Origin of the sequence: Cryobacterium inferilacus (genome assembly GCF_019599185.1) — a bacterium.
In the GTDB taxonomy this organism is placed as follows: domain Bacteria; phylum Actinomycetota; class Actinomycetes; order Actinomycetales; family Microbacteriaceae; genus Cryobacterium; species Cryobacterium inferilacus.
Genome location: NZ_JAIEUL010000028.1, coordinates 1 through 13,441, shown reverse-complemented (window position 1 = coordinate 13,441; position 13,441 = coordinate 1). Strand labels below are relative to the sequence as shown.

The window sequence follows — 13,441 nt, the reverse complement described above, 5'->3', positions numbered from 1 at the left end:
ATCGGTGAGTACTCTCAGCAGCACGGTTTAAGCTGCAGGTATGAAAGCTGTTCCAGCGTGGTTGGTATTCACCGTGCTCCGGGTCCTGATGTTCGCCGTGCCGTTCGTGCTCCTGCTGGTGCTGGGCATCGAGGGCTGGCTGGCGGCCCTGCTGGCCGCCGTGATCGGCCTGTGCCTGTCCTACATTTTCCTGCGCACCCCGCGCGACACGGTCGCCAGGGGCCTCTACGAGGTGCGGCACCGCGAGAAGGAACCCGTGCACCCGGACGCCGAGTCAGAGGATGCCGCGGTCGACCGCGCCGAGGCCGGAGCATCCAAGGCCGGCCAGTCTCCCACCGCGCCGTAGCCATCCGCGCCGGAGCCGCTGAGCGTTCGGCGCGGCCAACTGTTGCCAGAACGGACAAATGCGCCCGGCGTACCGGGCGCATTTGTCCGAACGGGGAACAGTTGCCCGGTTACAGTGCGAAGGCCAGCCCGAGCAGGATGCCGTAGAGCAGCGCCGCCATGCTGGTGAGTTTGAGCGCCAGGATCAGTTCTTTCGCCGTCTTCGCGGTCGCTACGATCAGGCAGGCCGGCAGCACCAGCAGCAGCACGAAGAAGGTGAACCAGGCCAGCGGGTAGAACAGGGCGAAGAAGCCCGCGATACCGAAGGGCACCAGCAGGAACACGCAGAACACGACGCGGGAGGCGCGGGCGCCGATCCAGACGGCGAGGGTGCGCTTGCCGGCGACCTTGTCCGGCTTGATGTCGCGCAGGTTGTTCACCATCAGCACGGCGCAGGCGATCAGCCCGATGGCCACGGCGCTCAGCCAGCTCTCCAGGTTGACGGTGCCCACCTGCACGTAGGTGGTTCCGACGGTGGCCACTAGGCCGAAGAAGACGAACACGAACAGCTCGCCAAGACCTAGGTAGCCGTACGGCTTCTTGCCGCCCGTGTAGAACCAGGCCGCCACGATCGCCAGGGCGCCCACGGCGAGCAGCCACCAGAACTGGCTCACGATCACGAGGACCAGGCCGGCGACGGCGGCAAGGCCGAAGAAGGCCAGCGCCACGGTCAGCACCGCGCGGGGCTTGGCCGCTCCGCCGCCGGTGAGCCGGGCCGGGCCGACCCGGTGGTTGTCGGTGCCGCGGATGCCGTCGGAGTAGTCGTTGGCGTAGTTCACGCCGATCTGCAGGCTCACCGCCACCACCAGTGCGAGCAGCGCCCGCACCCAGTGGAACTCCCCGGCGCCGCCGGCCACGACCGCCGCTCCGGTTCCCAGCGCCACCGGCGCGACGGCCAGCGGCAGGGTGCGCAGCCTGGCACCGGAGATCCAGTCGCCGAGGCTGGCCGGCCCGCTGCGGGCGGGACCGGTCACCGCCCCGCTCTTCCGGGCCGGGTTGCCCGACTTCGCCGGGTTCTTCGGCCCGGCAGATGCCGGCTTCCGGGTACCGGTCGGGCTGGTCTGACGGGATTTCTGTTGTTTCGGCTCGTTCGGCCGCGCTCCATGTGCCACGACCTCATGCTACTGGCCGCATCCGGGCGGCGACCGAGGCACCCCGCCGGCCCGGACGGTGAGGCGGTTCAGCGCCCGACGAGCCTTTCCACGGCTTGCCGGTCCGGCTTTCCGGACGCCAGCAGCGGGACGGTCCCGACCGTCACGATCCGGGCCGGGCGGGCGGCGCGGCCGAGCTCGGCGGCCACGGCGGCGCGAACGGGTTCCAGTGCCGGCGCCTGGTCCGCGGCCAGCACGACCACCGCGGCCTGTCCCCAGACCGGGTCGTTCGCTCGCACCACAAGGGCGTCGCCCAGGCCGGGGAGCGTGCGCACCAGGGCCTCCACGGCGTCGAGGGAGACCTTCTCCCCACCGGAGATGATCACGTTGTCGGCCCGGCCGGTGACGCTCACGATGCCGTCCGGGGCGACCGCGCCCAGGTCGCCCGTGCGGTACCAGCGCACACCCTGGTCGTCCACGAACCTCTCGCTGGTGCGCTGATCGTCGTCGAGGTACCCGTCGGCGAGCACCGACCCGCTGATCTCGAGTTGGCCGTCGACGGCGCGCACCACGGTATTGCCGATCGGGACGCCGTTGTACACGCACCCCCCGGCGGTTTCCGACGAGCCGTAGGTGCGCAGCACCCGGATCCGGAGCCGTTCGGCCCGGTCGATCAGGGCAGGGGCGACCGCCTGGCCGCCCACGAGGATGCCGGTGAACCGCCTGAGCACGGCCAGGATCTCCGGGTCGGCCTCCGCCGCATCCAGCAGCCGCGCCAGCTGCACGGGAACCAGCGAGGTGAATCTCAGCGGTTCGACGAGCCGGCCGGCGTACTCGGCGAATTCGGCGGGGTCGAAGTGTCCAGGCGGCAGCAGAACGGGCTCCGTGCCGGACGCGATCGACCGCACCAGCACCTGCACCCCGGCGATGTAGTGGGCGGGCAGGGCGAGCAGCCATTGGCCGTCGCCGCCGAGGGCGACGCTGGACGCCGCCGCGGAGGCGAGCAGCGCGTCGGTGCTGAGCATCACCCGTTTGGGCGCGGCCGTCGAACCCGACGTTTCGATCACCACCGCCACACGGCGCGGCACCGGTCCGAGGCCCTCGCGGCCGGTGCCGGTCTCGCCCGCCGGCACGGGCAGCAGGGCGTCGCCGGTGGCGGAGAGCGCCAGGCGCAACTCGGCCAGCACCTGCAGGGGATCATCGACGGGGACGACGCGAACGGGCCTCACGAATGCGCCTAGAACTGCCAGGGGTACGGCGACCAGTCCGGTTCGCGCTTCTCAAGGAACGAATCCCGTCCCTCGACGGCCTCGTCGGTGCCGTAGGCCAGGCGGGTGGCCTCGCCCGCGAAGACCTGCTGGCCGACCATGCCGTCGTCGACGGCGTTGAAGGCGAATTTGAGCATCCGGATGGCGGTGGGCGACTTGGTCAGGATCGTGCGCGCCCAGTCCAGCGCCTCGTTCTCCAGCTCCGCGTGCGGCACCACCGCGTTGATGGCGCCCATCTCCAGGGCGCGCTGCGCCGAGTACTCCCTGGCGAGGAAGAACACCTCCCTTGCCGCCTTCTGGCCGACCTGGCGGGCGAAGTACGCGCTGCCGTAGCCGCCGTCGAAGGATCCGACATCGGCATCCGTCTGCTTGAACTTGCCATGTTCGGCGCTGGCGATGGTGAGGTCGCAGACCACGTGCAGGGAGTGCCCGCCGCCGGCCGCCCAACCGGGTACCACCGCGATGACGACCTTGGGCATGAACCTGATCAACCGCTGCACCTCGAGGATGTGCAGGCGACCACCCCTGGCCTTGTCGATTCCGCTCGCGGTCTCACCGTCACCGTACTTATAGCCGTCACGGCCGCGGATGCGCTGGTCACCGCCGGAGCAGAACGCCCAGCCGCCGTCGCGCGCGCTCGGTCCGTTACCGGTGAGGAGGATCACACCGATCTGCGGATTCGTGCGGGCGTCCTCGAGCACCGCGTAGAGCTCGTCCACGGTGTGCGGGCGGAAGGCGTTGCGCACCTCGGGCCGGTTGAACGCCACTCGGGCGATCCGGCCGGTGAGGTCCTGGTGATAGGTGACATCGGTGAGCGCGGCAAAGCCCGGCACCGAGTTCCACTGGCTGGGGTCGAAGATCTCTGAAACCTGTTCGGGCATGCCTCCAGCCTACGCAATGGGTCGTCACCGCTTCGGTGCGTCAACGGTTCGACCCTGGCAGCGAAGCCGCTGGGACCGCTCACGCAAAGTGAGAGGTTTTCAGGTGTACATCTTCGGCGGTGCTCCCGTCAACCCCTTGAACGGCTTTGTTCCCCGGAGATGTACTTGTCTCACCCCGAAAGACCCGGAGGTGGTCATGTTCCGCAACAGCACCCCGGCGCCGGACACCGCGTTACCCGAAGACGCGACAGTCCCCAGTGCCGAAGCTCAGCACCGCGCTCGTCAGCACGCCGCTCCTCAGCACGCCGCACCTCGCCGCACCGAAGCCCAGCACCGCGTCCGGCACCAGAGCCCCGCTCAGTTCTCCACGAACCGCGCGCTCACCCCTCCAGCCCACCCCAGAGACGCCGCCGGCGCCACCGAACCGGCGGACGTCGAGATCACCGCCATCTCCCCCACCGAGTGGCGCATTGCCGACCAGGCAATCGAGCACGACGACCCGAACGCGCTGCTGGGATTCATCCAGATCGTCGGCACCGCCTTCGAGGTCACCAACCTCGGTCGTCCGCGTGAGCGGGCCTACTTCACCTCCTTTGACCGCGCAACAGCCAGCCTTCTCCCTAGGGAGGTCCTCGCATGACCACCATCGCCCACACCACCGACACCCGTGCCACCGACGTCCCCACCCGCCGCACCGCCGAACGGCCGGACACGACGACCGACCGGTCGACCGCCGGCGTCACGAGGCCGCAGACCCCCTCTGCTGCAGCCAGCGCCGCCGCCACCTCCAGGTACAGCAGGGCGTCCACGGATGCCTTCGGCGACTACCTGCGCCGCATCGGCAAGGGCCCGCTGCTCTCCGCCGAGGACGAGGTGGACCTGGCCCGCAAGATCGAGGTCGGCCTGTTCGCCGAAGAGAAGATCAATCGCGCCGCCGCCACCGAGAACCCGGTCAGCCCCGAATTCAAACGCGAGCTGATGACCCTGGTCTTCGAGGGACGCCGTGCGAAGAACCACTTCATCGAGGCCAACCTGCGGCTCGTGGTGAGCATCGCCAAGCACTACTCCGGCCGCGGGGTACCGATCATGGACCTAGTGCAGGACGGCAACATCGGACTGGTGCGAGCCGTGGAGAAGTACGACTTCATGACCGGGTTCAAGTTCTCCACCTACGCCACCTGGTGGATTCGCCAGGCGATCCATCGCGGCATGGCCGACAAGTCGCGCATGATCCGCATCCCGGTGCACACCGCCGAGAAGCTCAACAAGATCAAGCGCATCCGCCGTGACCTCACCAGCACGCTTGACCGTGAGCCCACCCTCAAGGAGATCGCGGAGCTGTCGCAGATCGCGGTGCGCGACGTGTCCAGGCTGCTGCAGTACGACAACGAGCCCATCTCGCTGCACGCCCCCGTCGGCGATGGCATCGGCGACATCGCCGAACTGATCATCGACGACGACCTGCCGCAGCCGGACGAGTGCGCCACCATCACCCTGCGCGCGGCCGACATCACCTTCTACCTGGATGCCCTGCCCGATCGGGAACGGTCCATTCTCACCGCCCGGTTCGGCCTCACCGGCGAAGAACCGCGCACTCTGGACCAGATCGCGGTCATCCAGGGCGTCACCAGGGAGCGCGTTCGTCAGATCGAGAAGAGGGCCTTGGCCCTCCTAAAGGTGCCAAAACTCGAGCGCTACCTCAGGGACTAGCGGCCGAAATCGGCGTAGCGTGACAGCAAACCCAATTAAATTAACGGAGTGGTGCAATGGGCAAGCTGACCTACGATTCGAGCCTGACGGCGGACTTCGATGACCGTGTCCTGGCGCACCTCCAGGTGGTGATCGGTGCCAAGCTACGCCGGGGCGAATGCTTCTATTTCACCTGGCGGGACGACCCCCAGGGCGGCGATGGACGGAGCACCATCTGGATGCATCCGAGCATCCCGCTGGCCTACAAGTACTTCGGCGGCCGGTCCCCCAGTCTCAACCGGGACTGGATCGAGGCGCTGATGCTGACCGCGAACTCGTCCGGCGGCCTGCAGATCGTGCCCGAGCCGCACCGGCTCGGCACCACGTCCAACGGGAAGGATGACGCGTGACCCGCATCGACATCGTCTACGGCGGCAAGCCGTACACCCTCGGCGACCGCACGATCGAGTCGCTGCGCACCGAGATCACCGATGCGGTGGCGTCGGGCGTGCCCTCCTGGCTGCGCGTGAACAGCGGCGCCGGCCGGTATCAGGACGCCTACCTGCTGATCTCCCCCGGCACCGCGATCGCCATCGTGGACGTGCAGCCCAACGGCCCCGATGTGGCCCTGAGCGACGAGCAGACCTTCGTGGCCGATTCGACCGAATGACCCGGTCGGGGCCGGACTCGCGGATGCTGGCACACTAGAGCCATGCTCCCTTCACTGCACGACGTGCTCGCCACCGCCCGCGTGGTCGACCTTCCCCTCGTCACCGGTTTCCGGGGCCTCACCAGCCGGGAGGCCGTGCTGATCGAGGGGCCGGCAGGCTGGACCGAGTTCTCCCCGTTCGTGGAGTACGACGACAACGAGGCCGCGGCCTGGCTGCGCGCTGCCCTGGAGTTCGGTTGGCAAGAGACCCCGGCGATCAAGCGCGACCGGATCCCGGTGAATGCGACGGTTCCCGCGATCGACGCGGCGGACGTTCCCGCCCTGCTGGCCCGGTTCCCCGGCTGCCGCACAGCCAAAGTGAAGGTCGCCGATCCCGGCCAGACTCTCGCCGAAGACGTGGAGCGGGTGCGCGCGGTGCGCAAGGCCCTCGGCGCCGAAGGCCGGATCCGGGTGGACGCGAACGGGCTCTGGAACCTTGACGAGGCCGAGCACGCGATCCATGCCCTGGCCGAGTTCGACCTCGAGTACGTCGAACAGCCGTGCGCGTCGATCGACGAACTCGCCGAGATCCGCCGCCGCACCGACTACCTCGACCTGCCGATCGCGGCCGACGAGAGCGTGCGCAAGGAATCCGACCCCCTGCTGGTGTCCCGCTCCGGAGCAGCGGACCTCCTGGTGGTCAAGGTACAGCCGCTCGGCGGCATCCGCGCGGTGCTCGCGATCCAGGCCGAGACCGGACTGCCGCTCATCGTCTCCAGCGCCCTCGACACCTCGATCGGCATCTCGATGGGCGCCTTCCTCGCCGCAGCCCTGCCCGAGCTCGACTACGACTGCGGGCTGGCCACGGCGTCGCTGCTGGCCGCGGATGTGACCCGCGAGCCGCTGCTGCCGGTCGATGGCAGCATCCCCGTTCGACGGGTGGTGCCGGATGCCGACCTGCTCGACACCTACGCCGCCGGCCCCGAGCGCCGGGACTGGTGGCTCGCCCGGATCACCCGGGTGCACGCCCTGCTCACCGACTGACAGCCCGAGCGCACGTCACGAGGTCTCGACAAGCTCGACCAACGATCGGGCGCGACACCCCCGCCGGTCGCGACTTTGCCCTATGGAACGCAACCATCGGGCGCGATCCGACCGGCGGTTACAGGCCCGAGTAGGCGTGCAGGCCCTTGAAGAACACGTTCACGATGCCGAAGTTGAACATGACCGCGGCGAAACCGATGATCGCCAGCCAGGCCGACCGGGAGCCACGCCAACCGCGGGTGGCGCGCGCGTGGATGTAGCCGGCGTAGATCACCCAGATGATGAAGGTCCAGACCTCTTTGGTGTCCCAGCCCCAGTAGCGGCCCCAGGCGCGCTCGGCCCAGACCGAACCGGCCATGAGGGTGAACGTCCACAGGATGAACCCGATGATGTTGACCCGGTAGGCCAGGTTCTCCAGGGTGAACGCCGACGGCAGCGTCGCGAGGAACCTCAGCCGGCTCGACTTGGCCGTGCCGGCACGCTCCTCCCGGCGGGACTGCAGCAGCTGCACAAACGACAGCGCGAACCCGAGCGCGAAGAAGCCCGTGCCCAGTGACGCCACGAAGACGTGGATGACGAGCCAGACGGACTGCAGCGCCGGCGGCAGCGGGGCCACTTCCACGTAGTACTGCAGGGCGCCGATGCCGAGCAGGATCACCACCATGCCGGTGACGAAGGTGCCGAGGAACCGCAGGTCGGTGCGGGTGAGGACGATCAGGAACACCGTGACGATGAGCAGGGTGCCGGTCATCGCGAACTCGTACATGTTCGCCCACGGCACCCGGTCGGCGGCAAGACCGCGCAGCACGGCGGCCACCAGGTGCAGGGCCCAGCCGAGAACGGTGAGGGAAACGCCGACCCGCAGGCTGGCCGAACGCCCGTACGGCGTGACGGCGTCGTCGGCCATCCGCGAGCTGATCCGGTTCAGCGTGCTCACGCTTCCGCCGCCAGAGGCCTTGGCGCCGGCAACGGATGCGGGTGCTTCGTTGGTGGCGCCGACGGCGGCCTCCGTCGAACCCACGGCAGCGCTGCGCCTGGCCAGGTCGATCGAGAATGCGATGAACGCCAGCGCGTACACAGCCATGGCCGAATACAGGCTGAGGATCGAGAGCTCGTTCAGATTCACGTTTTACAGCCTAAGCGGGATCGGCGGCTTTAATGGCCGGGGTGGCGCGTTCCAGCATGGCAGCATGCCGGTCGGCGAGGGCGGTCACCGCGGACTCCAGGGCGGGGTCCTCGCCGCGGGCGAGACCGGCGTACTCGAGCCGCACCGAACCATCCGCCTGCTCGATGGCCTTGACCCAGAGCCGGCGGCGGGGCACGAACAGCGAGGTGAGCAGGCCGCCGAGCACGAGAACGGCGAACAGCAGCACCCAGCCCTGGGTGGGGTCGTGGTGGATGTCGAAGGACGCGAACCGGGGCACTGACCCGGCGTAGTCGCCCTCGGCGGCATCGGGAGCGGCGTTCTCGAACGTCACTGAGCCCAGGCCGTTCGGCAGCTCCTGGGTCTCGCCCGGCGTGAGTTCGAGGGGCTGGATGGCGCTGTCGCGGGTGGCGAGCGGCTCCATGTCATCGGTGACGAGGCTGTACACCGAGGTGGGCACACCCTCGTCGAGGCCGAGGTCGCCCTGATACACGTTGAGGGTGAGAACGGGGTATTCCAGGTCGGGGAAGCTGGAGAAGTAGGATCCGCTGCTGGTCTCGTCCTGCGTCGGGTAGAAGAAGCCGATCAGGCCGACCTGTTCGGCCAGGCCGTCCGGCACCTTCACGATTCCAAGCGACGTGAGGTTGGCATCCTGCGGCAGGAACGGAACGGAGTCGGTGAACACGACGGTGCCCTCCGGGTCTTTCACCGTGATGGTGGGCGCGTAGCCGTTGCCGAGCAGGTAGATGCTGGTGCCGCCGGTGCGCAGCGGGTCGTTCACCCGCACCGCGCCGTCCTGGGCGTCGCCGCCGCGGGGCGTCACGGTGACGCCCGCGGTGAAGTCGAGCGGCTGACCGAACGCCTCGAGGTTCTGGGTCTCGTATGTCACCTCGAAGTCGTCGAGGGTGAGCGTGTACGGGTCGAGTTCGGTGTCGTTGAAGAACCGGCCAGGGTTGAACGAATCGTAGGCCAGCAGCGTGTTCACGAAGGTCTGCCCCTCCACGAGCACCCGCTGTCCACTGAAGCCGAAGCCGCTGCCGAAGCCCACGACGATGAGCAGGCCCACCAGAGCGGAGTGGAAGACCAGGTTGCCGGTCTCGCGCATGTAGCCGCGTTCGGCCGAGACCGAGAACTCCGTGGGGCTCTCGAACAGCGCCACGCGGTAGCGGCCCTGCTTGAGTACGGTACGGGCGGATGCGACGGCGGTGGCCGCATCCGTGCCCACCGGAGCCGTGCGGGTGGTGAAGCCGGCGAGCCGGCCGAGGCGCGCGGGCGTCTTGGGCGGCTTGGCGCGCAGGGCCTGCAGGTGATGCTTGGTGCGGGGGATGACGCAACCGATCAACGACACGAACAGGAGCAGGTAGATCGAGGAGAACCAGGCAGAGGAGTACACGTCGAACGCCTGGATGTTGTCGAGGACCGGCGCGAGCTCGGGGTTGTCGTTGAAGTACTGGATGACCCCGTTCGGGTCAGAGCTGCGCTGCGGCACCAGCGAACCCGGCACCGCCGCGATGGCGAGCAGCAGCAGCAGGAACAGCGCGGTTCGCATGCTGGTGAGCTGACGCCAGAACCAGCGCAGGGTGCCGACGAAGCCGAGCTTGGGCTGGGTGATGCCGTTGCCGGAGGGCGCGGGGGCGGAGTCGATATGGTCAGACGGCCGGGACATAACTGCCAATCACCCCTTGCAGGTTCAGGAGCCAGGCATTCCACACGCCGCTCACCATGAGCACCCCGATAACGATCAGGAGCACGCCGCCGAACAGGTTGATCGCTCGGATGTGACGCTTGAGAAAGGCTACGGCCCCCGTGGCCCAATTCAGGCCGAGGGCGATGAGCAGGAACGGAATGCCCAGCCCGAGCGCGTAGAACAACGCCAGCAGGCCACCCTGCCAGGGCGAGCCGGTGCTCAGGCTGAGCGAGTTGATGGCCGTGAGCGTCGGCCCAGTGCACGGGGTCCAGCCGACCGCGAAGACCGCGCCGAGCACGGGCGCGCCGGCCAGGCCCATCCGCGGCCGCCAGGAAGTCTTGATGGTTCGCTGCATCGCACCGAACTGGCCGACGAAGACGAGGCCGAGCAGGATCACGACGGCGCCGGCGATGCGGGTGATCAGGTCGCGGTACTGGTTCAACCAGAACCCGGCGAAGCCGAACACCACCCCGGTGAGCACGAAGACCAGGGTGAAGCCGAGGATGAACAGGGCCACGCCGAGCAGCAGCCGGTTGCGCCCCCGTCTGGCACTGAGCGTGGAACCGCTGCTTCCGTCGGCGAAACCACCGATGTAGGCGAGGTAGCCGGGCACGAGCGGCAGGATGCACGGCGACGCGAACGAGACCAACCCGGCCAGCACGGCCACCGGGATCGCCAGGAACAGTTGCCCGCTGAAGACGATCTCGCCGAAGGGATTACCCACGCCTAGCCGTCCTCGGCAATCGTGTCTTCGATCAGCGTTTCCAGAATCGACGGCGCAGACACCTGGCCGAGGATGCGCGCGGCGACCCGGCCGGATCCGTCGAGCACGAGCGTGGTCGGCACAGCGTTCGGGGGGATGTTGCCGCTGAAGGCCAGCTGCATGCCCCCGTCGTCGACGTCCATCACCGAGGGGTAACCGATGGAGTAGCTCTCGTTGAACGCGATCGCGCTGGCGGCCTGGTCGCGCACGTTCACGCCGAGGAAGCTGGCGCCGTCGCCGGCGAATTGCTCGCTGATGTCCTTGAGGTCCGGGGCCTCTGCGCGGCACGGGGCGCAACTGGCGTACCAGAAGTTGACCACGAGCACCTCGCCCGCGTAGTCGGCGGAGCTGACCGTGGAGCCGTCCTCGACGGTGCCGTCGAAGACCACGGGGTCGCCGCGCTCTTCCACCGGAATCTCGGTGACACTGCCGTCACCGGCGATGTAGCCCTTGTTGCCGCCCTCGGTGTACTGCCTGGCCAGATCGTCGGAGGTGCTGCAGCCGGTGAGGGCGACGCCGAGCGCAACGGCGCCGGCCAGGGCGGCCGTGCTGCGGCGGGGTCTGCGGGTCATCCGGCTCACACCGCACCCACATCGTTCGCCGGCACCAGCAGGGCGGCGGCGGGGCTCACGTAGCCGACCTCGGTGGGCACGTTGTACTGCAACGCCAGGGTCGTGATGCTGGACAGGTCGCAGCGGCGGTGGCGCGGGTCGTGGGCGAGGCGCTCGCCCGCGAGTGACCTGTGCACCATCCAGATCGGCAGCTGGTGACTGACCAGCACGACGTCGCCGTCGTCCACGGAGTGGAAGGCGTCGTCGATGGCGGCGAGCATCCGGTTGGAGATGGAACGGAACGGTTCGCCCCAGCTGGGCCGGGACGGGTTGACCAGGCTGGGCCAGTTGCGTGGGTCGCGCAGGGCGCCGCCGGGGCCGCGCATCCGCTTGCCCTCGAACCGGTTGGCCGGTTCGATGAGGCGGTCGTCGAGGTGGATGGGCAGGCCGAAGGCGGCGAGGATCGGCGCGGCGGACTCCTGGGTGCGCTGCAGTGGCGACGCGATCACCCGCGCGACGGGGCGAGCGCGCTCGACGAGGTCTGCGGCAGCCGCCTCGGCCATCCGCTGCCCCAGATCGGAGAGCTTGAAGCCGGGAAGTCTGCCGTAAAGCACGCGTTCGGGGTTGAAAACCTCACCGTGCCGCACGAGATGTACCTGACTAGCTACCACACGCTCCAGTCTACGGAGAGGTCACCCGCGAATTCGCCGAGAGCTGTGCGGCTAAACTCGAGGAGTGAATGCTCGCGTACTGATCAAGAATCTTGCCGCCCTCGACGACGGTCTCGTTTCCGTGTCCGGATGGGTCGAAACCGTCCGAGACCAGAAGAAGGTGCAGTTCGTCGTGCTGCGCGATGAATCCGGCGCGGTGCAGCTGGTCAATCCACGCACGACGGATGCCGAGGGTGTCGTCGTCGACGACGAACCGGCCACCACCATCTCCGGCCTGTCCCAGGGCAGCTTCGTCACCGTGACCGGGCAGCTCAAGCACGACGAGCGCGTCAAGCTCGGCGGCATCGAGATCAAACTGGCCAGCCTCGAGGTCGTCACACACGCCATCCCTGAGACCCCGATCGCGGCGGACTCCAGCCTGGACAAGCGCATGGACTGGCGCTTCCTCGACCTCCGCCAGCCCAAGTCGAACCTCATCTTCCGCATCCAGACCACGTTCGAGCACGCCCTGCGCACGTACTGGATCGAGAACGACTTCATCGAACTGCACACCCCGAAGCTGATGGCCAGCGCGAGCGAGTCCCGCGCCGAGCTGTTCGAGGTGGAGTACTTCGACACCAAGGCGTACCTGGCGCAGAGCCCGCAGTTCTTCAAGCAGATGGCGCAGTCCTCTGGCTTCGGCAAGATCTTCGAGGTGGGGCCGGCGTTCCGGGCCGACCCGTCGTTCACCAGCAGGCACTCCACCGAGTTCACCAGCGTCGACTCCGAGATCAGCTGGATCGACAGCCACGAAGACGTCATGCAGCTGCACGAGGACCTGCTCGTTGCCGCGTTCACCGCCGTCAAGGCCAAGCACGGCGAGGAGGTGCTCGCGCTGTTCGGTGTCGAGGTCACCGTTCCGACCACGCCGTTCCCGCGCATTCCGCTCGCAGAGGCCAAGGAGATCGTCAAGAGCCGCGGCTACGAGGTTCCCCGCGACGACGACGACATGGACCCGGAGGGCGAACGCCAGATCGCCGCGTACGTCGCCGAGACTTACGGACACGAGTTCGTCTTCCTCACCGACTACGCCTCGAGCATCCGCCCGTTCTATCACATGCGCCACGAGGGCGACGCGAGCATCACCAAGAGCTACGACCTGATCTTCAACGGCACCGAGATCTCCACCGGCGCGCAGCGTGAACACCGCATCGACGTGCTCACCGAGCAGGCGGTGGAGAAGGGCGTCGACCCGGCCGAGATCGCCGGCTACCTGGACTTCTTCCGCTACGGCGTGCCGTCGCACGGCGGCTTCGGCATGGGCCTGGCCCGTGTTCTGATGCTGATGCTGCACCAGGCGTCCATCCGCGAGGTGACCTACCTGTTCCGCGGCCCGACCCGCCTGGAGCCGTAGCCCGCACGCCCGTTTCACCGATCGCGCCTGTCCCTCGTGGACAGGCGCGATTTTTCTTTCAACCCGACCAAACCTTTTCTGCCTGGGGGCCGAACCACCTGCATACCAAGCAACACCAGCAACACCCCGCAGGACATCCCCGCCGGGCACCCCACAGCAAAGGACCCCATCATGCGCAGCTTCACCAAGACCGCACTCGGACTCAGCGTTGCCGGCCTGCTCATCA

At 68.2% G+C, this 13,441-nt stretch carries 16 protein-coding genes; 8 read left to right on the top strand and 8 right to left on the bottom strand.

The features are described from left to right. Positions 1 to 40: 40 nt before the first annotated feature. Positions 41 to 346: a DUF4229 domain-containing protein gene (locus K2F54_RS17505; protein WP_220607139.1), complete on the top strand. Its 306-nt coding sequence runs from the start codon at positions 41 to 43 to the stop codon at positions 344 to 346. Between the two features lie 109 nt (positions 347 to 455). Here K2F54_RS17505 and K2F54_RS17500 read toward each other — a convergent pair whose 3' ends face one another. From K2F54_RS17500 to K2F54_RS17490, 3 genes are all read right to left on the bottom strand, one after another. Next, the gene (locus K2F54_RS17500) at positions 456 to 1,358 is read right to left on the bottom strand and encodes a 1,4-dihydroxy-2-naphthoate polyprenyltransferase (protein ID WP_308287728.1); all 903 of its coding nucleotides are present in this window, start codon (positions 1,356 to 1,358) and stop codon (positions 456 to 458) included. A gap of 206 nt (positions 1,359 to 1,564) precedes the next feature. Then, positions 1,565 to 2,704: an AMP-binding protein gene (locus K2F54_RS17495; protein ID WP_308287727.1), complete on the bottom strand. Its 1,140-nt coding sequence runs from the start codon at positions 2,702 to 2,704 to the stop codon at positions 1,565 to 1,567. Positions 2,705 to 2,712: 8 nt separating this feature from the next. Continuing rightward, positions 2,713 to 3,624, bottom strand: coding sequence for a 1,4-dihydroxy-2-naphthoyl-CoA synthase (locus K2F54_RS17490; RefSeq protein ID WP_220607137.1), 912 nt, complete (start codon positions 3,622 to 3,624; stop codon positions 2,713 to 2,715). A gap of 196 nt (positions 3,625 to 3,820) precedes the next feature. Between K2F54_RS17490 and K2F54_RS17485 the strand changes: the two genes are divergently transcribed. Genes K2F54_RS17485 through K2F54_RS17465 form a run of 5 tightly spaced genes read left to right on the top strand, consistent with a single transcriptional unit; the run spans position 3,821 to position 7,006 of the window. Further along, positions 3,821 to 4,264 (top strand): hypothetical protein, encoded by a 444-nt coding sequence (locus K2F54_RS17485; protein ID WP_220607136.1) that lies wholly within the window; start codon positions 3,821 to 3,823, stop codon positions 4,262 to 4,264. Then, positions 4,261 to 5,334 (top strand): sigma-70 family RNA polymerase sigma factor, encoded by a 1,074-nt coding sequence (locus tag K2F54_RS17480; protein WP_220607135.1) that lies wholly within the window; start codon positions 4,261 to 4,263, stop codon positions 5,332 to 5,334. Before K2F54_RS17485 ends, K2F54_RS17480 begins: the two co-directional genes overlap by 4 nt. Positions 5,335 to 5,390: 56 nt before the next feature. Then, entirely contained in the window at positions 5,391 to 5,723 is a 333-nt protein-coding gene (locus tag K2F54_RS17475) for a DUF7882 family protein (protein WP_220607134.1), read from the top strand. Next, positions 5,720 to 5,983, top strand: a complete 264-nt coding sequence (locus K2F54_RS17470; protein ID WP_220607133.1) for a hypothetical protein — start codon at positions 5,720 to 5,722, stop codon at positions 5,981 to 5,983. Before K2F54_RS17475 ends, K2F54_RS17470 begins: the two co-directional genes overlap by 4 nt. 42 nt (positions 5,984 to 6,025) lie before the next feature. Further along, a complete protein-coding gene (locus K2F54_RS17465; protein WP_220607132.1) occupies positions 6,026 to 7,006 on the top strand; it encodes an o-succinylbenzoate synthase in 981 nt (326 codons plus the stop codon). Between the two features lie 118 nt (positions 7,007 to 7,124). On the opposite strand, the gene ccsB is transcribed toward K2F54_RS17465, so the two are convergent. The 5 genes from ccsB to K2F54_RS17440 are packed head-to-tail and all read right to left on the bottom strand — an operon-like array spanning position 7,125 to position 11,822. Continuing rightward, positions 7,125 to 8,090, bottom strand: a complete 966-nt coding sequence (gene ccsB, locus K2F54_RS17460; RefSeq protein ID WP_220607154.1) for a c-type cytochrome biogenesis protein CcsB — start codon at positions 8,088 to 8,090, stop codon at positions 7,125 to 7,127. A 52-nt stretch (positions 8,091 to 8,142) separates the two neighbouring features. Further along, positions 8,143 to 9,816 carry a cytochrome c biogenesis protein ResB gene (gene resB, locus K2F54_RS17455; protein WP_220607131.1) on the bottom strand — a complete coding sequence of 558 codons (1,674 nt, stop codon included), beginning with the start codon at positions 9,814 to 9,816 and terminating at the stop codon, positions 8,143 to 8,145. Then, positions 9,800 to 10,561, bottom strand: a complete 762-nt coding sequence (locus K2F54_RS17450) for a cytochrome c biogenesis CcdA family protein (RefSeq protein ID WP_220607130.1) — start codon at positions 10,559 to 10,561, stop codon at positions 9,800 to 9,802. The genes resB and K2F54_RS17450 overlap by 17 nt, the downstream gene beginning before the upstream one ends. 2 nt (positions 10,562 to 10,563) lie before the next feature. Further along, positions 10,564 to 11,172: a TlpA family protein disulfide reductase gene (locus K2F54_RS17445; RefSeq protein WP_220607129.1), complete on the bottom strand. Its 609-nt coding sequence runs from the start codon at positions 11,170 to 11,172 to the stop codon at positions 10,564 to 10,566. Between the two features lie 5 nt (positions 11,173 to 11,177). Further along, complete coding sequence (locus K2F54_RS17440) at positions 11,178 to 11,822, bottom strand: histidine phosphatase family protein (RefSeq protein WP_220607128.1); 645 nt, start codon at positions 11,820 to 11,822, stop codon at positions 11,178 to 11,180. A 79-nt stretch (positions 11,823 to 11,901) separates the two neighbouring features. On the opposite strand from K2F54_RS17440, the gene aspS reads away from it, so the two are divergent. Both aspS and K2F54_RS17430 read left to right on the top strand, forming a co-directional pair. After that, positions 11,902 to 13,215, top strand: a complete 1,314-nt coding sequence (aspS, locus tag K2F54_RS17435) for an aspartate--tRNA(Asn) ligase (protein WP_255577265.1) — start codon at positions 11,902 to 11,904, stop codon at positions 13,213 to 13,215. Between the two features lie 36 nt (positions 13,216 to 13,251). Beyond that, a partial coding sequence (locus tag K2F54_RS17430) for a hypothetical protein (RefSeq protein WP_220607126.1) occupies positions 13,252 to 13,441 on the top strand: 190 nt, incomplete at its 3' end.